At 41.6% G+C, this 23006-nt stretch carries 20 protein-coding genes; 14 read left to right on the forward strand and 6 right to left on the reverse strand.

Annotated features, from left to right (window positions below; all coding sequences use genetic code 11):
- The first annotated feature begins 10 nt into the window (after nucleotides 1-10).
- The 8 genes from R2Q80_RS14420 to R2Q80_RS14450 all read left to right on the forward strand — a co-directional run bounded on the left by R2Q80_RS14420 (nucleotide 11) and on the right by R2Q80_RS14450 (nucleotide 5925).
- Complete coding sequence (locus R2Q80_RS14420; RefSeq protein ID WP_316800261.1) at nucleotides 11-502, forward strand: MarR family transcriptional regulator; 492 nt, start codon at nucleotides 11-13, stop codon at nucleotides 500-502.
- 60 nt (nucleotides 503-562) lie between these two features.
- Nucleotides 563-1606 carry an aldo/keto reductase gene (locus R2Q80_RS14425; RefSeq protein WP_316800262.1) on the forward strand — a complete coding sequence of 348 codons (1044 nt, stop codon included), beginning with the start codon at nucleotides 563-565 and terminating at the stop codon, nucleotides 1604-1606.
- 52 nt (nucleotides 1607-1658) lie between these two features.
- Complete coding sequence (locus R2Q80_RS14430; RefSeq protein WP_316800263.1) at nucleotides 1659-2510, forward strand: phytoene/squalene synthase family protein; 852 nt, start codon at nucleotides 1659-1661, stop codon at nucleotides 2508-2510.
- A gap of 80 nt (nucleotides 2511-2590) precedes the next feature.
- Nucleotides 2591-2887 (forward strand): hypothetical protein, encoded by a 297-nt coding sequence (locus R2Q80_RS14435; protein WP_316800264.1) that lies wholly within the window; start codon nucleotides 2591-2593, stop codon nucleotides 2885-2887.
- Between the two features lie 59 nt (nucleotides 2888-2946).
- A complete protein-coding gene (locus tag R2Q80_RS14440) occupies nucleotides 2947-4545 on the forward strand; it encodes a carboxylesterase/lipase family protein (RefSeq protein WP_316800265.1) in 1599 nt (532 codons plus the stop codon).
- A 177-nt stretch (nucleotides 4546-4722) separates the two neighbouring features.
- Nucleotides 4723-4962 (forward strand): hypothetical protein, encoded by a 240-nt coding sequence (locus R2Q80_RS14445; protein ID WP_316800266.1) that lies wholly within the window; start codon nucleotides 4723-4725, stop codon nucleotides 4960-4962.
- Nucleotides 4959-5090 carry a hypothetical protein gene (locus R2Q80_RS21925; protein ID WP_410478746.1) on the forward strand — a complete coding sequence of 44 codons (132 nt, stop codon included), beginning with the start codon at nucleotides 4959-4961 and terminating at the stop codon, nucleotides 5088-5090. Before R2Q80_RS14445 ends, R2Q80_RS21925 begins: the two co-directional genes overlap by 4 nt.
- 112 nt (nucleotides 5091-5202) lie before the next feature.
- The gene (locus R2Q80_RS14450; RefSeq protein ID WP_316800267.1) at nucleotides 5203-5925 is read left to right on the forward strand and encodes an SDR family oxidoreductase; all 723 of its coding nucleotides are present in this window, start codon (nucleotides 5203-5205) and stop codon (nucleotides 5923-5925) included.
- A 102-nt stretch (nucleotides 5926-6027) separates the two neighbouring features.
- Here R2Q80_RS14450 and R2Q80_RS14455 read toward each other — a convergent pair whose 3' ends face one another.
- From R2Q80_RS14455 to R2Q80_RS14470, 4 genes are read right to left on the reverse strand one after another with little or no spacing between them, the layout of a single operon-like run.
- On the reverse strand, nucleotides 6028-6804 hold the full coding sequence (locus tag R2Q80_RS14455) for a DNA-formamidopyrimidine glycosylase family protein (protein WP_316800268.1): 777 nt from the start codon (nucleotides 6802-6804) through the stop codon (nucleotides 6028-6030).
- Between the two features lie 24 nt (nucleotides 6805-6828).
- A complete protein-coding gene (locus R2Q80_RS14460; RefSeq protein ID WP_316800269.1) occupies nucleotides 6829-7794 on the reverse strand; it encodes a YafY family protein in 966 nt (321 codons plus the stop codon).
- Nucleotides 7795-7832: 38 nt separating this feature from the next.
- Nucleotides 7833-8420: a YdeI/OmpD-associated family protein gene (locus tag R2Q80_RS14465; RefSeq protein WP_316800270.1), complete on the reverse strand. Its 588-nt coding sequence runs from the start codon at nucleotides 8418-8420 to the stop codon at nucleotides 7833-7835.
- Nucleotides 8421-8429: 9 nt separating this feature from the next.
- Nucleotides 8430-8852: a DUF1761 domain-containing protein gene (locus R2Q80_RS14470; RefSeq protein ID WP_316800271.1), complete on the reverse strand. Its 423-nt coding sequence runs from the start codon at nucleotides 8850-8852 to the stop codon at nucleotides 8430-8432.
- 730 nt (nucleotides 8853-9582) lie between these two features.
- On the opposite strand from R2Q80_RS14470, the gene R2Q80_RS14475 reads away from it, so the two are divergent.
- The 5 genes from R2Q80_RS14475 to R2Q80_RS14495 all read left to right on the forward strand — a co-directional run bounded on the left by R2Q80_RS14475 (nucleotide 9583) and on the right by R2Q80_RS14495 (nucleotide 16406).
- Nucleotides 9583-10245 (forward strand): DUF6624 domain-containing protein, encoded by a 663-nt coding sequence (locus R2Q80_RS14475; protein ID WP_316800272.1) that lies wholly within the window; start codon nucleotides 9583-9585, stop codon nucleotides 10243-10245.
- A gap of 185 nt (nucleotides 10246-10430) precedes the next feature.
- Nucleotides 10431-11582, forward strand: coding sequence for a hypothetical protein (locus R2Q80_RS14480; protein ID WP_316800273.1), 1152 nt, complete (start codon nucleotides 10431-10433; stop codon nucleotides 11580-11582).
- A gap of 316 nt (nucleotides 11583-11898) precedes the next feature.
- Nucleotides 11899-12417, forward strand: a complete 519-nt coding sequence (locus R2Q80_RS14485; protein WP_316800274.1) for a T9SS type A sorting domain-containing protein — start codon at nucleotides 11899-11901, stop codon at nucleotides 12415-12417.
- A gap of 15 nt (nucleotides 12418-12432) precedes the next feature.
- Complete coding sequence (locus R2Q80_RS14490) at nucleotides 12433-13644, forward strand: hypothetical protein (RefSeq protein WP_316800275.1); 1212 nt, start codon at nucleotides 12433-12435, stop codon at nucleotides 13642-13644.
- A gap of 572 nt (nucleotides 13645-14216) precedes the next feature.
- A complete protein-coding gene (locus tag R2Q80_RS14495) occupies nucleotides 14217-16406 on the forward strand; it encodes a hypothetical protein (protein WP_316800276.1) in 2190 nt (729 codons plus the stop codon).
- A gap of 1293 nt (nucleotides 16407-17699) precedes the next feature.
- On the opposite strand, the gene R2Q80_RS14500 is transcribed toward R2Q80_RS14495, so the two are convergent.
- Nucleotides 17700-19223: a DUF4394 domain-containing protein gene (locus R2Q80_RS14500; RefSeq protein ID WP_316800277.1), complete on the reverse strand. Its 1524-nt coding sequence runs from the start codon at nucleotides 19221-19223 to the stop codon at nucleotides 17700-17702.
- A 41-nt stretch (nucleotides 19224-19264) separates the two neighbouring features.
- A complete protein-coding gene (locus R2Q80_RS14505) occupies nucleotides 19265-19579 on the reverse strand; it encodes a hypothetical protein (protein WP_316800278.1) in 315 nt (104 codons plus the stop codon).
- Nucleotides 19580-20358: 779 nt separating this feature from the next.
- Here R2Q80_RS14505 and R2Q80_RS14510 point away from each other — a divergent pair.
- A complete protein-coding gene (locus R2Q80_RS14510) occupies nucleotides 20359-22908 on the forward strand; it encodes an ATP-dependent Clp protease ATP-binding subunit (RefSeq protein ID WP_316800279.1) in 2550 nt (849 codons plus the stop codon).
- Nucleotides 22909-23006: the final 98 nt, after the last annotated feature.

Raw genomic sequence — 23006 nt, forward strand, 5'->3', positions numbered from 1 at the left:
TTATTGAAGCATGGCTAAGAAAGAAGAAATACTACAAATGGTTGAAAAGATGGGGGTGCGTGCCGAGAGAGATGGTTATCCGCCAGCCGCTGCACGCATCCTCTCTTTACTGTTGATTGCCGATCCTCCTCACCAGACTTTTGAAGAACTACAGCAGACACTAAGTATGAGTAAGAGCGCAGTCAGTAATGGACTGGCGCTTTTACAATCCAGGTGCCTGGTAGAATATTTTACCGTAAACGGTAACCGTAAGCGTTTCTTTCGGATTCAGCGAACGGCATGGTATGAATTTATGAAGACTATCGTACGTACGCAACGGCCTTTCACCATTCAGGTGATTCCTGAAGCCCTGGCCTTCCGTTCGGACAAATATCCTGAAACAAATCAATTGCTGGTCCAGGCAAAAGAGTTTACCGATTTTATGTTCGGAAAAATGGAAGATGCCCTAAGTGAATGGGAAGCATCCCAAAAAAATAAAATATTCTCATATTGGTTCTTTTAGTTAAGAACCAAATAGTATTTTTGTTGTTAATTATTAAAATGTAATTAATTGTCAAAAATCATGAAGTATAGAGTTTTAGGAAAGACTGGCCTGTTTGTATCAGAAATGTGCCTGGGTACCATGACCTTTGGTCAGTCGGCCGGCAGGTATGCTGCCGCCTCGGGCGTCACTCAGGAAATGGCGGACGATATTATCCGGTTGGGATTTGATGCAGGCGTGAATTTTATTGATACCGCGAATGTTTATGCCGGTGGACAGTCAGAGGAGATCGTGGGGAAATCCATCAAAAATCTTGGCCTTTCCCGCAAGCATCTGGTGATTTCAACAAAAATGGGGCACGCTACAGGTGAAGGCCCAAATGATGGCGGGAACACGCGTTATCATATCATGAACCAGGTGAAGGAAAGTCTGAAACGGTTGGGAACAGATCATATTGATCTTTACCAATTGCATGGATGGGATGAAGCCACGCCTGTTGAAGAAACCCTAAGAGCGCTTGAAAATCTGGTCGCGCTGGGTCATGTCCGTCACATTGGGGTATCCAACTGGGCTGCCTGGCAAATCCAAAAAGCCTTGGGTAAGTCGGAACTGCTTAACATAGCACGATTTGAATGCGTTCAGGCATATTATTCTCTGGCCGGCAGAGATCTTGAACGTGATATACTACCGATGCTAGAAAGTGAAAAACTGGGTTTGATGGTTTTTAGTCCCCTTGCAGGTGGCTATCTTTCTGGTAAATACCGCGGTCGTGACAGCAAGGGCAGACGTGCCACGATTCAGTTCCCACCTGTTGATGAAGTAAAAGGTGAACCTATCCTTGCTGCACTGGAAGAAGTTGCAGTTGGAAATAATTCGAGCATGGCTGCGACAGCTCTAGCCTGGCTAATGCAAAAGCGTTCGGTAACAAGTGTTATCGTCGGGGTTAAAAGTAAAGTGCAGTTGGAAGATAATTTGAAGGCTGCTGACATCATCTTATCAGAAAATGACATTAAAAAACTGAATGATGCCAGCCAGCTCACTCCTGAATACCCTGCATGGATGATGGGCAGCAGTGCGCCTCGTGAGCATTTATTGCATACGGGTGAATTAAGCAAACAATATTAATCTACAAACAGAACGGGATATATCAACAATCCTGTTCTTTTCTTACCTTAACATGAAGTCTACCTACGACCAATTATCTCAGATCTGCAGCAAAGCGACAACCAGGCTATACAGCACCAGCTTTTCGCTCGGTATTCTTTTCCTTAGCAAAGAGGTGAGACAACCTATATATGATATTTATGGTTTTGTCCGTTTGGCTGATGAGATAGTGGATAGCTTTCATGAATTTGAAAAAACAGAATTATTGGCGGAATTTAAATTAGATTGCTTTTCAGCAATCAAACGGGGTATCAGTTTGAATCCGATCCTCAATGCCTTTCAGATCGTCGTGAACAAATTTTATATTGATCACGAACTGATCGAAGCATTTTTAAAGAGTATGGAAATGGATTTATCTGATCAGCATTACACGAAGAGAAAATATGAGCAGTACATTTTCGGATCGGCGCAGGTAGTGGGTTTAATGTGCCTGCGTGTTTTTACCAGCGGCACAGCGAAAGAATACGAGCGGTTAAAATACCCGGCTATGAAACTGGGTTCGGCATTTCAAAAAATAAACTTTTTAAGGGATGTCAAAGCTGATTATTTCACATTAAACCGAAGCTACTTTCCAGGACTTAACCTTTCAGCATTTGATGACGAAAGCAAGAGACTAATAGAACAGGACATTAAATGCGATTTTGAAGAAGCACTGAAGGGTATCCAGCAACTTCCTAAATCCTGTCAAAGAGGCGTATATCTTGCCTACCTTTATTATACCAGGTTGCTGACAAAGATTTCTAAGTTGACAGCACAGCAGATGATGTCAGAAAGAATTCGGGTCGCAAACTGGCAAAAACTACTTCTGGTTTTCTATTCCTATTACGGGCCATGGCTAAAGCAACTGCATTACCGAGGTCACTAGAGCAATGTGAATAGCCCGTTTCAGATATACCAAAGCATCAAGGTGATAACCCCTAAACTATTTTCAATTAACAAAGCCCTATGATAAAATTCATATTAATTTTTTATACCCAAACTAGCAGTATCGATGACCTATTAAGGATAGAGAAAATTTTGGGGGGGCTGGAAAATGTCCTAAGCTGGACACTGGATTTGCAAGACTGTGATCGGGTGCTTCGTGTTATGTCAGGAGTTGATTTATCGAAAAAAATTCAGGAAACTTTTAATGATCTCGGTATTATATCTGAACTGATGGCGGTATATCTCGGTAATCCTGAATCCTCATTGATAGGGGATGTATTGTCTTCCAGCGATGCCCAAACCGGAGACGCTTCATAAAAAAGTAATGACTACCCATAAACGGTAAGATCACCTTTCAGTAATCTGCATAAAACACAATGATGATAACAATTTTTTCTAAACTGATGCTCAAAATCCGCTGGCTTGCGATTGCATTTCTTTTTATATCTCCTGGTGGTTATGCTCAGGGCAAAGTCACCTCTATTCTTAATACAAAAAATGGAAAGATTGAAGGGAAAATTTCAGCAAATGGAATTCTGGTTTTTAAAGGTATTCCCTATGCAAAGCCTCCTGTAGGACCGCTGCGCTGGGTTGCTCCTCAGCCTTTGAGTAATTGGGAAGGAGTCAAAACTGCTTTTGAATTCGGGCCGAGGCCTGTGCAAGGGTCTAATATCCTTTACGAGTTCAGGTCTTTGGAAATGAGTGAGGATTGTCTGTATTTGAATGTCTGGACAAATGCAAAGACTATTAAAGAGAGAAAGCCGGTTTATGTATTTATTCACGGAGGCTCATTTGTTCGAGGGGATGGTTCGCAGCCTGCTTATGATGGAGAAAGCATGGCAGAAAATGATATTGTATATGTGACCATAAATTATAGGTTAGGCGTATTTGGCTTTCTTTCGCATCCGGAACTTACCAGGGAAAGTGAGTTCAGCGCTTCTGGAAATTATGGACTGCTGGATCAGCTCCAAGCCTTGAATTGGATCAGGGCTAACATATCGGCTTTTGGAGGTGATCCGGATAATATTACCATCGGGGGAGAATCGGTTGGCGGACACTCGGTAAGCGCTCATATGTCTTCACCACTTTCCCGCGGGCTGTTTGCTCGTGCCATCGTCGAAAGTGGTAGTCTGCTAGATAACCGCCAAGTCATTCTGCCGCAATTGGTTTCTGACAGCATGGGCAAAAACCTGCTTAAAATTCTTAAGGTACAGACCCTTGAAGATGCCCGGGCAGTTTCAGCAGAAATTCTTTTAAAAGCAGCTTCCAAAGGTGATTCAAGGCGGTTTAAGCCTGTTGTCGATCAATACTTTTTAAAAGAATTTCCTGATCAGACTTTCACCAAAGGTAGGCAGGCCCCGGTTCCGCTATTGGTAGGCTGGAATAAGGATGAAGTTCCCGCAAGGGCGTTTTACAGGATTCGTAAAATCAGACCTGCGAGTTTCAGAAAAGGTGTTACTAGGATTTATGGGGAAGGTGGTCAGTCGTTAATTGATTATTACCTGGTTAATAACAGTTCGCAGGCTAAAGCAGCAGGCGGAGATTTGGCGAGCAGTTGGCTCATCAATTACAGTACCTGGAATCTTGCTGATCGTCATTCCAGGTCTCAGGACGTTTATCGTTATCTTTTTGATCAGCCACATCCTGGTCTCACCCTTAAGGCAATGAATAGCGGCGGTTTTTTTCAGAAACTGCTTAAGCGTTTAATCAATAAAACAATAAAGGGCAGTTCGTTTCATGCTGCTGAAATTGAATATGCCTTAGGGAATCTTCCGGTTCAGAAAAATTACGACTGGAAACCGGATGACTATACTGTTTCCAGGTTGATGCAAAGCTATTTCATTAACTTTATCAGGCAGGGCAATCCAAATGGACCGGATACACTCGGACACGTAAATCCACTATGGGAGAAGATCGTTCCTGGAAAGCCGCAATCGTATTTGAGAATCGGCAAGGACACAAGAATGGAAACGTAGACTTCGGAAGAGAAATTCAGGCTTTTACGAACCATTAGGCCATTGAAATAAGTGCCGGCTGCTCCTGATTTCTGTTGCGGTTTTATTATTGCCGTCTGAGAAATGACGTTTGGGAAACCGCATAAGCTTTAAAAAGTTTAATTAAGTATATTTATTATTAATCACGACATTTTCTTTATGAAGAGGCCAGAATTAATCACAGCTAGTTTTTTGGCGGAATTGGATAAGCACGTTCTGGATATTGTTTCCGGGAGGGAAGAAGTGTTCCATGAGATCCAGCATTTTGCAGATATGCTTTGTGTGCATCCGGTTCACTTAAGTAATACGGTCAAAGAAGTGACCGGAATGGCGCCGTGTCAGCATTGCGAAAGTAAACTGGCTGTCGAAGCAAAGAAAAGCTTGCATTTTCTGAATTGACAATTACGCAAATTGCTTACCGTCTTACCTACGACTCTGCCAGTTTTACCCACTTTTTTAAAAAGCATGCTGGCCAGACGCCAAGTCGCTTCCGCTCACAGTCTCGAATGTATCACTGTCCCGAATAACTTTGCCAGCGCTATAACGAATAAATTTAGGATGGATGAGCTCGATTTCTTAAACTAAGACAAAAGATGATTCTTGAATACCAATACTTTTGTACTAAATAAAAAATACAACATGGAACTAACAAAAAATAAAATCCTGATTACAGGTGGTGCCACAGGAATAGGCTTAGGTTTAACAGAACGATTCTTACAGGAAGATAATACCATTATCATTTGCGGACGCCGGGAGGAAGTTTTAAAAGAAGTAACAGATAAACATTCTAACGTAATTGCCCGTGTTTGCGATCTTTCACAGGAATCTGAAAGAAAAGATCTTTATGAGTGGCTACTTAAAGAGCATTCTGATTTAACCGTATTGGTAAACAATGCAGGTGTACAAAACTGGATGGGTATTGAAGATGATCAATTTTATCCGAAAGCGGTTGGTGAAATCGAAACCAATGTCGTAGCGCCGTTACATCTGATTACTTTACTCAGCAGTCTGCCGAAGCTTAAAACGATTATGAATGTGACTTCAGGTTTAGCTTTTGTCCAGCTTTCCAAAGTACCTGTATATTGTGCCACAAAAGCGTTTTTGCGTTCATTCACACTTTCATTACGGTATCTGTTACAGCCAAAGGGAATTGAAGTGATAGAGGTTATCCCGCCTGCGCTTAACACTGATCTGGGCGGTAAAGGGATTCATGATGCAAATCCACCGGTAAGTGCTTTTATCGAGGCCATCTTTATACAGCTGCAGGAAGGTAAAACTGAACTCACATTCGGCTTCAGCGAAATCATGAAAGATGCTGCTCCGGATGTCATAGCGGCAACGTTTGCGAAAATGAATCCTTAGGCTCTGGATATTGGATTCGATCAAAAGGGTAAGGTGTTCTACACCTTACCCTTTTTTCTTCCCGTTAAAATTACGCCCAATGAAATGTACTGCGATTAAAGTTTAGGTATATGATCGTTGACTTTCTACATAATAAGATTTCCGGCCACCTTTTTCATTGATCAATATCTGCTCGCCCTTTTTAGTGTTTTTGGTCTTCGGGCGATGAACTTCCATGAACTCTCTATTCTCTCCACTTATACGATCCGGATCTGCGGATGTGATGGAAGATATGGCATTGTTCAGGACCTCGATGATGGAATTATGCAAAGAAGTTATGGCAGGTTCATCTAGTTTGATAGCGATTGACATTGGGGAAATCGATGCCTTGTACAGAATTTCATCTGCATAGGCATTGCCTATACCACGGACAAATTTTTGATCCATCAGCACTGACTTGATCTCGCCTTTCTTTTTGGCTAATGCAGTCATTAAATATTGCCTGTTAAAGCTTTGGTCCAACGCATCCGGAACACTGGATGGCTCGGGGTTTAGTGTTGGGGTGGCCTGTTTTTGCCAGTCTGTTAAAACTAAACTTGATGATGGGAAAGTTAATTTTAATATAGTGTGTTTGACTTGATCGTCTTTATCAGCTATTTTAATTTCGCCGTGCAGCATCAGGTGTAATCCGAGGGTAACGCCCTCAGAAAATGAGAAATGCAACTCCTTACCGGTGCGAAAAATCTGATTAAGTACCTTACCTGTAAGGGCATGTTGCAGTTCTTGCTCGCTTGCATTACTTTTTCTGTCTACCAAAAGCTCGATGTTGATTAATTTCTGATGGGCTATTTTCTTGTTCAGGTTTTTGGATATGACTTCTAAATCCGGAAGTTCAGGCATGTTAAGTTTTTTTAATGTATTTTATTAGACTATGTTATTTTCAGCAGTATTTTTGTAGGCCGCTTTTATGAGTTCCCTTAGCTCAAAAGTTAACGTCTCTGGGGAAACGATTTCACCCAGATCAGCAAATTTCATAAACCACCGCACGAAAGATGTTGGATGCTCAGTCAACTCGAAGTCCATCATCACATCATCATCTGACTTATACTCCTTTACAAAGCCAAAATTGTCTCGCTCCCAAAAAAGGTAGTGCGCAAACTTGTAGTCCATTTTCACTGTGACCAGCGTTACAGGTTTGCTTGTGACTTCAGATTTGAGCGTTTCCATACTGGGATGCGATTTTTTAAACTTTTCACCCATGGCCCTGACCTGCTGAATCCGGTCCAGGCGGAAATTGCGGTAGTCGCCCCTCATTCCACAGTAGGCTAAAAGATACCAGTATTCGCTTTCATAAAATACCCCTATCGGCTCAATAGTCCTGGGTAGGTATTCTTTATCCGAACTTTTCCGGTAAACGATAGAAACAACCTCGCGATTTGCTGCGCTGTTCACCAGCAAATTGATTACATCTGGCAGGTAGAGGGTTTGTTTTTTTTTATCATTTATCAACACGGTTTCACCCAGGTTGGCCAATATGTTCTTTTCAGTAATCTGAAACGAACTTTTGATTTTTACCAGGGCATGCTCAAAATGTTTTTTAACAAATTTAGTTTCATGGTTATGCATGATCTTCTCTGCAATCATCAAACTCATAACCTCTTCCGGAGTAAATTTTGACGGACGGATTCTGAACCCATCCATAATCGAGAAACCAGTACCTGGGATGCTGGATATGGGGACTCCAGCATCCTCCAAGGCTTTAATGTCTCGATATATGGTTCTCCTGCTCATATCAAAACGTTCCTCGAGTTCATCGATCGAGACCAATACTTTTGATTGCAGGATAAAATACAGCTGCAGGATCCTGTCAAATCTTTTGATATTATCCATCAAATTCTATTTACTTAAAATCTAAAATTAAGAAAATATCATGGCCGGAACTGTTTTGGGATTTCTTTAATTGTACAAAATCTAACTACTTCGGTGATTCTTGCTGAACGTGTCTCCTGACGTTTTGCAAAATGTATCCACTGCAGGATATTTTTCCTTCGCGATTTACTCAAACCCATGAAGAATCGTTTTGCGGCTATCTTCCTTCCAAACGCCTTTGTTAAATCTTTAGGAAGGATCAGGGACTCAACCTCGTCCAGGGCACTCCAGGAACCATTCTGTTTTGCAGTTTCAATTGCTGCTGACCCGGCAGCCATAATTAATCCCTGCTCAGACAGCCGCTCAATTTTTTCTTTGTTGATTTTAGACCAGGCGCTCTTTGGTTTGCGCCTGGAGAAAAATTGCATGTATTGCCTATCATCGATTGGCTTCCCGATACTGTCAATCCATCCGAAACAAAGCGCTTCGTCAACAGCTTCGTCCCATGTGAGGGTAGGCATGTCAGCTTTTTTCTTATAGTAGATTAACCATACCGATTGTTGACTTCCATGATTTTGAATTAACCATTCCCGCCATTCCTGGCGGCTGGACGGGCAGAAAGATTCCTGGGGAGCGCTGTTATCCATTTTTAAAATCTATTTCATAAAGAAAATGATGCTGCATACAATAATCATTCCTACCAGATGGTAAAATCCGGTGATCATGCCGTATGGAATGTGTTTTGGAATGTTTGGATTGATACCAATGTTGATGGTATTGGTAAACAGGTAGCCAATACCTACGATAAACGCAAACTTCAGTACCTCAGTGTACTCGCTCAGATCCAGTGCATAAATTAGTATTGCACATGTGATCGTCACAATCAAAGCACACGCACCTGGACCGATGATGTAAATTGGGGCTTCGCTTGGATTTACATCAGGATCCCTGCCAAGCGTTTTCCTCAAAGCTTTGGGGAAAAGCAGCATGTACCATAATGCCCCAAGGAAAAAGTAGGCCAGAAATGCTAGGATTACACCAAGCCAGTTAATTGTCGTCATTAAATTAATCAAGTTCATATTTATTTGTTTTTATTGTTTACTTTATTTAAGATGAGTGATGATGTTAATTTGAGTTCACAAAATTATCCAGTAGTCTTCGACAAACCTTTCATTTTTACTGCACTGATTTGGACTTCTCCGGTTGTAAAGAGAAGCACTTCCTTCTGTCTGGCACATAATTGATTCCAACAACATCAGTTCAGACATGTAATTATTTGTTTTATGATCACCTGTAAGAGGCTCTGCAACGAACTTTTTCAACTTTAGGGTATTGCTTTTCATTGTCATTAATTTTCTACAAAGAAATGCTCGGCTGTGACAGGTGTTTGTCACAGCAAATTTTATTTTTTAAATTTTTTATAAAAAAATGAGTTGTTGTTTGAAATATGATTCGAAATGTGTTGGTGCTTCTGGTGTTTTTGAATTAGTTAATAATTTTTCAGGTTGCTGCATTTAATCAACCCTACATCTGCTATAATATAACATCATTAAAATATAACATGTAGCTATATAGCATCCTCACACTGAATGGATATTTATCACCTTTAGCAGACTCTTCTGCGGCTTAAAACAAGTCTTCGCTAATGCCAGTAATTCATAGCCATACTACCTTCATTAGGAGCTTCATGCTGCCATAGATGGATTTGAACGTGACAAGCCATAATAAAATCTACGATAATTTCGTAGGTTTAAAAGTTTTTCGTTTTTTTGTACATTACTAACCTTACCCTTAACTCAAACTAACGTCATGAAAAAGGCTTTAATTTTTACCTTGCTAGTGCTAATCAATTTGTTAAACGCCCACGCACAGGGGATCTCCTGTCAGGATACAATTGCCATCCGTGAAAAACTGGCAAGTATCCGGATAAGTGATCAACAGATCAGATCACAACTGATAAAAACGATGGCCTCCAAAAATCCTGAAGAAATAAAGAAAATTGCCATTCAAATGAAAGCATCTGACCGGCTAAACCAAGATTTTATCTCCTCCATTCTAGACCGGTGCGGGTGGCCAAAGGCACTCAGCGCAATCGAAAACAACACCATTTTTTTGGTGATCGATCATGCTGACAGTGCTTACATGAACAAATACTTCCCCTTGCTCAAAGCCCAGGCAGATCTTGGAATTGTGGCCAAAAGTGATCTTGCTACTCTACAAGATAGAATGGCGCTCCGCTCGGGCCAGAAACAAACCTATGGAACACAGACCTTTAAGATCGGAGATACTGTTACCATATGGCCAATAGCTGATCCCAACCAACTCGATCTCCGCCGCAAAAGCATGGGATTGATTCCAATGCAGGAATACATTTCGCTACTCCAAAGAACATATCAGGCCAAAATCAATTTTGATGAGAACATGACCGTTGAAGAAGCAAAAGAAAAAATGCAGAAAAAAATAAAGCTTTAAGCGTAGGAAATCGCCAGTATGGCTTGGTAAAGACAAAATTTTTTCCAGTCATCTATATTCATTTTAATATATTTGGATAGTAAAGAATTATAGAAGCGCTAAAAAAACCGGGCCATATAATTGAACATCATATAAATCATTCAAAGGCCTTGAAACACCTATCATTTGAATTTCATTGTAATAAAGTGAAGCTAATAATCATATCCTTACTCTCATGCTTATCGTTGGGGGTTTTTGCACAAACAAAAATACCGGTAATCAAAGCAAATTCTAAAACTGCCAGAATCTACGAGGAGGGAAACGTTGTTAAAGGCTGGGGTATTGAGCCAGGCGTTAAATTGGATACCTATCTGACTGGTAAAATTACCACAAAAAAGCTTGTAAAATTTAAAACAGATACTGATTCGATTAGTTTCAGAGTCAAATCTGGTGGCCATTATGATTTTATAGTTCTGTTAAATGGAAGAGATTCCTGTTTCACCAGGATCCAGGCACCAGCGAAAAAAAATTATTATTCTTTAAAACCAAAGGTTGCCGATTCCATCCCTTTTTTAGTAAATAACTTCAACACCAATTTGGTAGAGGTAGTACTGAATGATACGGATACGCTAAGGATGAATTTTGATACAGGTGCCACCGAATTTTCACTCCTTGACTCAGTAATTAATAAACGGCTTAAGTCCAAGCCGAAACTTTATAACACAGACCATAAAATTAAGCTTGGCCACCACAACTACTTCACAAAAATATATGATACGAAGAATGTCGGAGATCAAGCAGATGGATTGATGGGCTGGGATTTGTTTGATGGGTATATTGTGGAACTTAATTACGATTTGAAATTAATGATCATCCATTCCAGATTGCCGAAAACAGTGGACAACAGAACAGGATTTTCGAAATTCGAAATTAAGTATATAAACAATAAACCATTTATTGAAAGCCAAATTGTGCAAGGTGGAACGGTAAATAAAAACTGGTTTCTTTTTGATCTGGGATACCAACGAACAGTAATGCTTTATAGAGACCTTCTAAAAGCCGGAAACTTCCCAACCGATCAGATGCCAGTTATCAAAAAGGTTATGATGCATGGCGTGCAAAACAACGAAATCCCAGTGGTCACAGCGAAGCTTAACAAATTAAAAATTGGCCCTTTCTTACTGAATGATGTTCCAGCTCAGATATTAGAGAAAAACAAACCCATGCGGGGAATTAATATCCACATTTTAGGTAATGATGTATTGAAACGTTTCAACACATTTCTTGATTTTCAAAAGAATGTCATTTATCTTAAACCTAACAAGATCTATGATACTAAATACGCTGACCTAGAGTAGTTACAAATTTTTTTTCATCCATTTAGATTTTTAAAGACCATAAAAGCGGGTTTCTCTAAATTAACTTATTGGTTACTTAAAGGCTGGATACAAATATTGCTAACAAAACAATTCATTTAAAACGATTGCGCGGAATCACAATCATGGCATCAATCCTACGATAGGCTGATGAATACAGACACTCACTGAACATTGAAAGCATAAAATATTATGAAATCCAGACCTATCTACCTTGGCAACGTGTACAATTTTTATTACATTGTAATTGAAATATTACAATGGATATAATTTTAGGAAGTTATCTTTAGTGCAATTTATGAACTGGCGCATACCTTCGCATCTAATTCTGCAGGCGATATTGTTTTTTTTCTTGAATCAGAATGTTAGAGCCCAAAATATCGCGAGAGATATCATCAGTTCTGGCGGCGAATCTGTCAGTACAGGTAATTTGTTGCTAGCTTATAATATCGGCGAACCTGTTACAGAGTTACTGAGTAATCCTGTATTTGGAAGCTTATCAATAGGTTTTATCCAGTCAGATGCAAATTCTTTATTACCGATTGCAGTCAAAAATATATCCCAGGAATTAGTGATATACCCAAATCCTACTGTTGGGGGAATTGCAAAACTAGATATTAAAAATATACCAGATGGCAAATATCAGATAGATATTATCGATGCACTTGGTCGAATATTATTTACCCAAACTGTTGCTTACACAAAAAATAATAAAATTAACTTTGATCTAAACATCGAACGATTCAAAGGTGGGACATATTATGTACGCGTAAAGAATGAATCGATCCAGGGCCATGTTAAATTGGTGAAACTATAATTACTACCTCATTACATGGTCAGACAGCTACTCGGTTTTGTGTTTTTTATGATTGTGCTTGTTTCATTTGAGGCGAATGCACAGAGTCAGGCTTTTAAGTATCAGGCGGTCGCTCGAAATAAAAATGGGAACCTAATAACTAATACATCAATCAGTATTAGGATTACTGTGCATAGTGGTACAGCAACAGGTACTATCGAATATCGGGAAACACAGAATGTAACAACTAACCAGTTTGGTACGTTCAGCATCGAAATTGGTGAAGGTTCTGTTAACACTGGAACCTTCAGTGCAATTAATTGGGGGGCATCCCAAAAATATATTCAAACTGAGATAAATCTTGGCAATGGCTTTATAGATATGGGCGCCACTAAATTACTAAGCGTTCCTTACGCAACTTATGCATTTAATAGTGTTGCAGGTGCAAAGGGTGCTACTGGGGCAACAGGTCCCCAAGGTGTCATAGGAGCCACAGGCGCTACTGGAACACAGGGCGTTCAAGGCTTAAGAGGTGTTACTGGGGCTACAGGTTTACAAGGAGTTACAGGCCCTGCTGGTGCACAGGGAATTCAAGGCATAATAGGTTTTACTGGTGCCAAAGGAGTCAATGGTGACATTGGTCCTCAAGGGTTACAGGGATTACAAGGAGTTATGGGTGCTACTGGCGCACAGGGCCTTCAAGGCTTAAGGGGTGTTACTGGTGCTACAGGTCCTGAAGGTCTACAAGGAGTCACAGGCTCTGCCGGCGTACAAGGTAATCAGGGATTAACCGGTGTTATGGGTGCCACAGGTTCACAAGGGGCTACAGGAACTGCTGGCGCACAAGGGGTTCAAGGCCTAGCAGGCGCTACCGGTGCTACAGGTCCTCAAGGTTTACAGGGCATTCAAGGCACAACTGGTGTTACCGGTGCTGCAGGAGTCACTGGTGTCACTGGTCCTCAAGGGTTACAGGGTATACAGGGAGTTATAGGCGCTGCTGGTACTATTGGGGCAACTGGGGCACAAGGCGTTGAAGGCTTAAGAGGTGTTACAGGTGCCACAGGTTTACAAGGGGCTACAGGTGTCACTGGTGCCACAGGTCCTCAAGGTTTACAGGGCATTCAAGGCACAACTGGTGTTACCGGTGCTGCAGAGTCACTGGTGTCACTGGTCCTCAAGGGTTACAGGGTATACAGGGAGTTACAGGCGCTGCGGGTATTGTCGGGGCAACTGGAACACAAGGCGTAGAAGGCTTAAGAGGTGTTACGGGCGCCACAGGTTTACCAGGGGCTACGGGAGCTACAGGCCTACAGGGCATTCAAGGTTTAACTGGTGCGACAGGTTTTCAGGGTCCGCAAGGAACTATTGGTGCTACTGGAGCACAAGGTGTAGAGGGCTTAAGAGGAGTCACTGGTGCCACAGGTCCTCAAGGGCTACAGGGTATACAAGGAGTTACAGGCGCTGCTGGTACTGTTGGGGCAACTGGAGCACAAGGCATAGAAGGCTTAAGAGGTATCACGGGTGCCACAGGCTTACAAGGGATTACAGGAGCTACTGGCTCACAGGGCATTCAAGGTTTAACTGGTGCGACAGGTTCTCAGGGTGCGCAAGGAACTGTAGGTGCTACTGGAGCACAAGGTGTAGAGGGCTTAAGAGGAGTCACTGGTGCCACAGGTCCTCAAGGGTTACATGGTATACAAGGAGTTACAGGCGCTACTGGTACTGCTGGGGCAACTGGGGCACAAGGCGCAGAAGGCTTAAGAGGTGTTACTGGTGCCACAGGAGTCACTGGTGCCACAGGTTCTCAAGGATTACAGGGCATGCAAGGAGTTATTGGCGCTGCTGGTACAGTTGGTGCAACTGGAGCACAAGGTGTAGAAGGCTTAAGAGGTGTTACGGGCGCGACAGGTTTACAAGGGGCTACAGGACCCACTGGCGCACAGGGCATTCCAGGCTTAACTGGTATTACTGGTGCCGTTGGTGCAACTGGATTAACAGGTGCGATGGGAATTACCGGTGCGACTGGTGTCGTTGGGGCAACCGGAGTAACAGGTGCGATGGGAACTACCGGTGCGACTGGTGCCGCTGGTGCAACCGGAGTAACAGGTGCGATGGGAACTACCGGTGCGAATGGTGCCGTTGGTGCAACCGGAGTAACAGGTGCGATGGGAATTACCGGTGCAAACGGTTCGGTTGGGGCCACTGGAGCAACAGGTGCTATGGGAGTTACTGGTCCAACCGGTGCCGTTGGTGCAACCGGAGTAACAGGTGCGATGGGAATTACCGGTGCAAACGGTGCGGTTGGTGCAACCGGAGTAACAGGTGCGATGGGAATTACCGGTGCAAACGGTTCGGTTGGGGCCACTGGAGCAACAGGTGCTATGGGAAATACTGGTGCAACAGGTGCCGTTGGTGCAACCGGAGTAACAGGTGCGATGGGAATTACCGGTGCAAACGGTTCGGTTGGGGCCACTGGAGCAACAGGTGCTATGGGAAATACTGGTGCAACCGGTGCCGTTGGTGCAACCGGAGTAACAGGTGCGATGGGAATTACCGGTGCAAACGGTGCGGTTGGGGCCACTGGATCAACAGGTGCGATGGGAATTACCGGTGCAAACGGTTCGGTTGGGGCCACTGGAGCAACAGGTGCTATGGGAATTACTGGTGCAACCGGTTCCGTTGGGGCATCTGGAGCAACAGGTGCTATGGGAATTACCGGTGCAAACGGTTCGGTTGGGGCCACTGGAGCAACAGGTGCGATGGGAATTACTGGGGCAACCGGTGCCGTTGGGGCATCTGGAGCAACAGGTGCTATGGGAATTACTGGTGCAAACGGTGCTAGCGGAATAACAGGTGTAACCGGTGCCGTTGGGGCCACTGGCGCAACAGGTGCTACTGGAATTACTGGTGCTACTGGCGCAACCGGATCAAACTATACATCAACGTCATCAACGCTGAATACAATCAGTACGGGTTCAAAAACCTTTCAGGTACAAAGTGGGATGGCCTATGCCGGCGGGCAACGCCTGAGAATCTACAATACCCCAACCAATTTTATGGAAGGTATTGTGAATAATTACGCTGCAACAACGTTAAATGTAACTATTGATTACATAATGGGATCAGGTAACTTCTCAAACTGGGGGATAAGCTTAGCAGGCGAGCGAGGAATTGCAGGAGTTACCGGCGCTACCGGTGCTACAGGTCCATTCACCGGGGGCATATACAGCTTTTCGACAGCATATCCTTCCGGAAGTGTGGTTTCTTATGTTGGAACAACCTACCTATCCATACAGCCTAGCATTGGTCAGCCCCCTAACTCAAGTCCCAGTTATTGGGCAGCAACAACTGGTAGCGGGGGATCAATGGGGGCAACTGGAGTTACTGGCGCTACCGGTGCTACAGGTCCATTCACTGGAGGCATATACAGTTTTTCGACAGCATATCCTTCCGGAAGTGTGGTTTCTTATGTTGGAACAACCTACCTATCCATACAGTCTAGCATTGGTCAGCCCCCTAACTCAAGTCCCAGTTATTGGACAGCAACAACTGGTAGCGGGGGATCAATGGGGGCAACTGGAGCTACAGGTGCTACCGGAATAGTTGGAAGTACAGGTGCCACAGGAGCAACCGGAATTACCGGCACTAATGGAAGTGGAGGTAATGTAATTAACGTTCCCGTTGCTGCTGGAGGGACTACCAACTATTCGTTATCAGATATTAATGCGCGTTACGTGGTGTTCGACTTCAACGGTGCATCGAATGTAGGCACTACAGTGATTATCAATCTGCCGTCTGCAGCTAGCTATCCAACTGGGACAATGCTTACCTTGTTCTCTACGTCTACTGTAAATTCAGGGGTAATTCCGAATTTTTTTGGAACTTCGCCTAACTCTACTTATTCATATTTACAAGCTAATAATGTCTCTTTTACAGGGGTCAATTTCAATTCATCTGCTTATGTCAGATTGATCAGTGATGGTATGAGTAGATGGTATCGCATATTATAGATTTTCTTAATATCATAATTAGTTTTAGACTTTCTACATACACAAGTTTCTCCAAGAAAAGTTAACCAAATGCAAACTCATAAAAGAGCCCAAACGAATGCGGTATTCTTATAGGTACTTATAAAATAATTATTTAAAAGGTTTTATCACCTAGCTGTGACACAAGTCTGCCACTAAACGCCTCGGTATATTCGATAAATATATTTATTTAAAACTTGTTATTGTTACCGTGCCGACAGTATATTTAATGTACAATTTTTAATCACGTTCAATTATCGTGAACGTTTGCATTTATTGAATAATAATCCATTTAGACCTTGATTGGTAAGTAATGTTCATTATATTTGATTGTTCATGTATCTTGAACAAAACAAAACTTTGAACATGACAGAGCAAGATATCTTAATGTCCGCAATTGACAGACTGACCGAATTAACTGGAATAGTTCCGAAAATTCTATACTAGAAATCGGGACGCGGAAGAAACTCAGATGCTGTAATAGAGCTCACAAAAAGGACAACAAAATTCCATTTCGGAGGCAGAGGTGAGAATGGCAACATTGGATAATATCATTTCCAAACAATCACAGTGTGACAGCAGAATAATATTGATAGCGAAATATATCCCTAAACCGACGAAGGAGGAATTATGAAGACAAAATATCTATTACATCGAAACCTCCGGAAATTGCTACATCGAAACCCAGATTGGCCCCCTCTCGCTAAGAGTTCAATTTCGTTAGTTTGTCTCCAAACATGCATTTTAACAGAAAGACTTGTTTCGCTTTTAAAGTTTATATGCTATTTCACCGGGACGAAGATTTAGAAGATTTACAACACCGATGACAGCCTAAGTTGGAAGTATAGATCATTATTTTCCGCCCTCGTTCCATTAGAAAATTAATTTAAATTAAGCCGATTATTTTACATATTTTTCGTCTAAAAGAGGGATTTATTGGGGATTTTTAGGCATATATATCGACCATTTTTGGAATAAAATGTTCGTTTAAACACTCTCAAACGCAATTGTGGAAAATTTTTTGCAAATTTCCGATTATTATCTTCTCGTCAGACATATTGATTTATAAATTTTTATATTATTATGGAAAAGGCGATCAGTATTCAGATAGCATCTATCTGTTGTTCCAATTCGCACAAAGATAGAACACCGGCAATAAAAAAGGATATATTTTGATCACTTTGTTGAGGAGTTGTTTATCATTGCCGGATGTTTCATAAAAAAAGCGACAGTTCTGAAGAACTGTCGCTTTTTTTATCGTTTTTATACTGAAAATTAAAAACCTAAACCAAGAGTGAACCCTCTTGCAGCGGTAGCAATAGTAGCACCTGCGGTTGCAGCACCTGTTGTTAAATTGATGCTGTAAATTTTTTGGGTTCCACCTACAGTAAGTAGTGCATAGGCAAGGCCACTTGTGCCGCCGATGTCAAAACCGTTATTGGCTTCAACGTTAACACCAAGCGCACCAACATCTACCAATGTCCCCGCATTTGGCGGGTCTTGTTTGTATAGTCTATCGCCTGTCGAATCAATGTCGTACAAAACTGTTGTTGCGGTTCCGGCGAAGTTATTGGTATATGCTGAGCCTGATATGGCTGCAGTGGTTATTGATATCATACCGTCAACAGTTAACGAAGCATCTACCGGGTTAATTCTGAAATTCTGCCCATTGGTGCCTACTATTCTGATTCTGTCGGCAAATGGGTTGAAATCGAAACCAACCTGTGTGGCGGTAAGCAGTGTACTTAGCGGACCAGTACCTACCAAAGTTGCTGCACCAGATGATGCATTGATGGTATAGATACGACTTGTACTTCCCAGGGCGTATAACTGTCCGTTTACAGGGCGCATATCAATTCCGAGAATGCTCTCACCAGTTTGAATGCCTGAAATGGCTTTAGTGCTGATTGCAGGTGTTGAAGCGAATGGATTGAAAATAAGTAACTCATTATTGTTAGAAACCGCATATGCAACCGCTTCTGTTGGGATGGCAATGGCAGTAACTGTTGAACCTATGTTACCAATTTTAGCTGCTTTTCCGGTATTCAGGTCGATAGTATATAATGCCGAAACACCTGCGCTGGTCATTGCTGCAATTGCTGCGGTACCATCAGGATTGATATCAAAACCACCAGTTTCATCAACATCATAACCAAGTGAGCCTACTTCAACCAGTTTCCCATCATTTGGCGGATCTTGTTTGTAAAGTTTGTCTGTTGCTGCATCAATATCAAAAAGAACAGTAGTTGTTGCTCCAGCTTTATTCTGGGTATAAGCTACTGAGGCTACACGGGCATTCGTAACCCCGTTAATTGCACCATCCGTTGCGGCAACAGTGCCGGTTTCTGGATTCAACCTAAGATTTTGACCTGTGTTGGTCACCAGGCGAATACGGTCTACTGTGGGGTTAAAATCGAACCCTACAGATGAACCTGAAATAGCAGGTGTGAATGCAGCAGTAGCAACAGATCGTGCAACCCCGGTTTTTTGATCAATAACATATAAGCGACTAGTGCTTCCTATGCCATAAAGCTGACCTGTAGCTGGTCTGAAATCGATTCCCAGAATTGATTCCCCGGTTTGTAATCCGGAAATATTCACCTGAGAGACAACTGCAGATGGGTTTTTAGCATTGATTAACAGTAATTTACTATCTGATGTCAATGCGTAGAAATTAAGGTCAGGTCCTGCAGTTAACATTTCCTGGTCATTGCCTCTGTCTTTTTTACAGGCTGAAAATATAATCGGGCTCATTATGGCACACAAAGCCACAACGATAAAGTGTTTAAGTTTTATCATGTCAATAAGGTTTAAATAAAAAAAAATGTAATTGTGTCTGATTAACAAGCCGGGCTTTTAGGCGGCTGTATCAAAATAGGAAGGTGACAAATGGTAAGATTGAAATTATTTGCAAATAAATTCGATGCTTGATGAATGGTATTGATGAATTTAAACTGAAAGCCGACAGGTACTAAAATATCAGCAATTTTTATTTTATCTTCTCTGGAATCTTCCTTCTCCTGTTTCTCGCCAGAATCATTTTTGGAAACTTCCGTAATAAATTTCGATTCTATTAAGGCGTAAACAGCGATCCTTCCCGCAAAAGCAGTGAGCAACATCATCATAATCACGAAGCGGTATGCAGAAAAGGACATTAATGCTATTTAAGTTTAGTGTACATACGGTGAATTTGTATGTGCAGATTCTTTAAGTGGAAAAAGCTTTTTGATTTTTGTCAAATGACCTAAAAGATGCCATTATAAATTGCGGTCCGCTTTCGCCCGGTGCTCCATTTGATTTTTTTCAGACCTTTTGCCCTCAAAACCCTGAGGGATAGCAGCTGAGCAAAAAAAGGGAGCCAGATCATAATCAATCTAGCCCCCATTCTTAATTAACGCTCTCTGAAACAAAAGTAGGTAGCGATTATGAAGCTTTAATGAAGATTATTTTGTTTTTTAATAATAAGGCTGATGTTAAAACAAAATGAGATTGTGCAGGTTATTTCGGAAAGGAACTTGCAGTTGATGAGTCGAAGAAATTTGTTATTTTGGAATACACCTGGTAAGACTGCAATTTGATGTCACAATTTTTTGTTTTCCTGTCAAAAATTGTAAATTGCCTTAGTGAAAAGTAACATATTGTCAGTTTAATCATCCGATAAAATACTTACAATAGACAGACATTAAGCAAATCAATCAAAACTGCCTGCAATAATTGTGTTTTTAAAACTTAAAAAACACTTATTACGTAGATAGATACAGGCTAAAATAAGAGTATCGTCGTTATTCCTGGTTGAGTATTGAGCATGTTAATACGAGTAAAAGGGTGTTCATTCACCTATATGGCGCAATTGTTGATAAAATAAAGAAAACAGTAAGTGCTCTATTTATAATTTATTTTATAGTTTAGGGACGTAGCTGTTAAGAAAGGAATTATGGAAGCAAAATTTTCACCACAGGTTAAAGATGTGATCTCTTTCAGTAGAGAGGAAGCGCTGCGTTTAGGGCACGATTACATTGGAACCGAGCATTTATTATTGGGCCTCATCCGCGAAGGCGATGGTATGGCTATAAAGATTTTACGATCGTTGGGAGTTGATACTGGTAAATTGCGTCGCTCAATTGAAGATGCCGTTCGCGGTACTTCGAGTGTAACAGTTAATCTGGGCAACATTCCTTTAACTAAACAAGCAGAAAAAGTTTTAAAGATTACTTACTTAGAAGCTAAGATATTTAAAAGCGATTTAATTGGAACCGAACACTTATTGCTGTCTGTGCTTAGGGATGATGATAACATCGCCTCACAGATACTTTTGCAGTATGGTGTTACTTATGATGTATTTAAACAAGAGGTAGAGGTGAACAAAAATGGTTTTAGAGACGATATTTCAAACAGCGCATCTACAGGTGGAGATGATGATTATCGTGAAGAGGAGAGCTTTAGTGCCCCTAAAAAAGTTTCTGATATTAAGTCTAAAACACCTGTTTTAGATAACTTTGGTCGTGATTTAACCAAGGCAGCTGAAGAAGGTCGTTTAGATCCGATTGTTGGCCGTGAAAAAGAGATCGAGCGTGTATCACAGATTCTATCGCGTAGAAAAAAGAACAATCCTATTTTAATTGGTGAGCCGGGTGTTGGTAAATCGGCAATTGCTGAAGGGTTGGCGTTACGAATCGTTCAACGTAAAGTATCTCGTGTACTTTTTGGAAAACGCGTTGTTACACTTGATCTGGCTTCACTGGTAGCAGGTACAAAATACCGCGGCCAATTCGAAGAGCGTATGAAAGCGGTGATGAACGAGCTGGAGAAATCAACTGATGTAATTTTATTCATCGATGAGATTCACACGATTGTTGGCGCAGGCGGAGCTTCGGGTTCACTGGATGCTTCGAATATGTTCAAACCTGCTTTGGCAAGGGGCGAAATTCAATGTATCGGTGCGACTACCCTAGATGAGTACCGCCAGTATATTGAAAAAGACGGTGCCTTAGACCGCCGTTTCCAAAAGGTAATGGTTGAGCCGGCTACACCAGATGAAACCATCGAAATTTTAACGCGTATTAAAGATAAATATGAGGAACACCATGGTGTAACTTACACTCAGGATGCGATTGAAGCTTGTGTGACTTTAACCTCACGTTATATTTCTGATCGTTTCTTACCTGATAAGGCCATTGATGCTTTGGATGAGGCGGGATCGAGAGTCCACTTGACTAACATCCACGTTCCTCAGAACATCATTGATATCGAAGCTAAAATTGAAGATATCAAGCTGGAGAAAAACAAAGTTGTTCGCAGTCAGAAATATGAAGAGGCAGCGAAATTACGTGACACGGAGAAAAACCTGATCGAGGAATTAGATAAAGCTAAAGCCGAATGGGAAGCTGAAACTAAAACCAAGCGTTATGAGGTATCGGAAGATAACGTAGCTGAAGTTGTAGCCATGATGACTGGTATTCCGGTTCAGCGTGTTGGACAAACAGATAGCCAGAAGCTATTGAATATGTACGATAAGGTTGCCGAAAAGATTATTGGTCAGGATGATGCGATCAAGAAGTTAACTAAAGCCATTCAACGTACAAGAGCGGGATTAAAAGACCCTAAAAAACCAATCGGTTCATTCATTTTCTTAGGGCCGACTGGTGTTGGTAAAACTGAGTTAGCGAAAGAGCTTGCACGCTTTATGTTTGATAGTGATGATGCTTTGATTCAGATCGACATGAGTGAGTATATGGAGAAATTTGCGGTATCACGTTTAGTGGGAGCGCCTCCGGGGTATGTTGGTTATGAAGAAGGCGGGCAACTGACTGAAAAAGTAAGAAGAAAACCTTATGCAGTAATCTTACTGGATGAGATTGAAAAAGCCCACCCTGATGTATTTAACATTCTGTTGCAGGTTTTAGATGAAGGTCAGTTAACAGACAGTTTAGGCCGTAAAGTTGATTTTAGAAATACAATCATCATTATGACTTCAAATATCGGTGCCCGTCAGCTTAAAGATTTCGGTCAGGGTGTTGGTTTCTCTACTTCAGCAAAAACTAATCAGGCAGAGCAACACAGTCGTGGTGTAATTGAGAGCGCATTAAAGCGTGCTTTTGCACCTGAATTCTTAAACCGTGTAGATGATGTTGTGGTATTCAATAGTTTAGGGAAAGAAGAAATCTTCAGAATTATCGACATTGAATTGAAAGCTTTATTTGGTCGTGTTCATACATTAGGTTATGAAATTGCTTTAACTGAGAACGCCAAGGAATATATTGCTGAAAAAGGTTTTGATAGTAATTTCGGTGCCCGTCCGCTAAAAAGGGCGATACAGAAATATCTTGAAGATCCGATTGCAGAGGAAATTTTGAAAGGTGAACTCACTGAAGGCGATGTTTTAGAAATCGATTATGACAAAACAACGGAAGTGATTTCGGTTGTTCACAAAAAAGGCGAAAAAGAAAAGGAAGCCCCCAAAGAAGAAGATTCTTCAAGTAAATAAAATAGAAAGACTCCCAATGAAAATTGGGAGTTTTTTTTGTTTAATCACATCCAGGAATACGAATATTTTTGTCTGAGCGTAAATATTTCTCGAAAATC

Origin of the sequence: Pedobacter frigidisoli, assembly GCF_032678525.1 — a bacterium.
GTDB lineage: Bacteria > Bacteroidota > Bacteroidia > Sphingobacteriales > Sphingobacteriaceae > Pedobacter > Pedobacter frigidisoli_A.

What these genes read in the sequence shown, in the direction of transcription:
- R2Q80_RS14505 (WP_316800278.1), bottom strand. Translation starts at nt 19,579, where the DNA reads ATGTCCTTTTCTGCATACCGCTTCGTGATTATGATGATGTTGCTCACT.
- R2Q80_RS14470 (WP_316800271.1), bottom strand. Translation starts at nt 8,852, where the DNA reads ATGAACTTGATTAATTTAATGACGACAATTAACTGGCTTGGTGTAATC.
- R2Q80_RS14460 (WP_316800269.1), bottom strand. Translation starts at nt 7,794, where the DNA reads ATGGATAATATCAAAAGATTTGACAGGATCCTGCAGCTGTATTTTATC.
- R2Q80_RS14510 (WP_316800279.1), top strand. Translation starts at nt 20,359, where the DNA reads ATGGAAGCAAAATTTTCACCACAGGTTAAAGATGTGATCTCTTTCAGT.
- R2Q80_RS14425 (WP_316800262.1), top strand. Translation starts at nt 563, where the DNA reads ATGAAGTATAGAGTTTTAGGAAAGACTGGCCTGTTTGTATCAGAAATG.
- R2Q80_RS14495 (WP_316800276.1), top strand. Translation starts at nt 14,217, where the DNA reads ATGCAAGGAGTTATTGGCGCTGCTGGTACAGTTGGTGCAACTGGAGCA.
- R2Q80_RS14435 (WP_316800264.1), top strand. Translation starts at nt 2,591, where the DNA reads ATGATAAAATTCATATTAATTTTTTATACCCAAACTAGCAGTATCGAT.
- R2Q80_RS14420 (WP_316800261.1), top strand. Translation starts at nt 11, where the DNA reads ATGGCTAAGAAAGAAGAAATACTACAAATGGTTGAAAAGATGGGGGTG.
- R2Q80_RS14465 (WP_316800270.1), bottom strand. Translation starts at nt 8,420, where the DNA reads ATGGATAACAGCGCTCCCCAGGAATCTTTCTGCCCGTCCAGCCGCCAG.
- R2Q80_RS14475 (WP_316800272.1), top strand. Translation starts at nt 9,583, where the DNA reads ATGAAAAAGGCTTTAATTTTTACCTTGCTAGTGCTAATCAATTTGTTA.
- R2Q80_RS14440 (WP_316800265.1), top strand. Translation starts at nt 2,947, where the DNA reads ATGATGATAACAATTTTTTCTAAACTGATGCTCAAAATCCGCTGGCTT.
- R2Q80_RS14455 (WP_316800268.1), bottom strand. Translation starts at nt 6,804, where the DNA reads ATGCCTGAACTTCCGGATTTAGAAGTCATATCCAAAAACCTGAACAAG.
- R2Q80_RS14500 (WP_316800277.1), bottom strand. Translation starts at nt 19,223, where the DNA reads ATGATAAAACTTAAACACTTTATCGTTGTGGCTTTGTGTGCCATAATG.
- R2Q80_RS14430 (WP_316800263.1), top strand. Translation starts at nt 1,659, where the DNA reads ATGAAGTCTACCTACGACCAATTATCTCAGATCTGCAGCAAAGCGACA.
- R2Q80_RS14450 (WP_316800267.1), top strand. Translation starts at nt 5,203, where the DNA reads ATGGAACTAACAAAAAATAAAATCCTGATTACAGGTGGTGCCACAGGA.
- R2Q80_RS14490 (WP_316800275.1), top strand. Translation starts at nt 12,433, where the DNA reads ATGGTCAGACAGCTACTCGGTTTTGTGTTTTTTATGATTGTGCTTGTT.
- R2Q80_RS14445 (WP_316800266.1), top strand. Translation starts at nt 4,723, where the DNA reads ATGAAGAGGCCAGAATTAATCACAGCTAGTTTTTTGGCGGAATTGGAT.
- R2Q80_RS14485 (WP_316800274.1), top strand. Translation starts at nt 11,899, where the DNA reads ATGAACTGGCGCATACCTTCGCATCTAATTCTGCAGGCGATATTGTTT.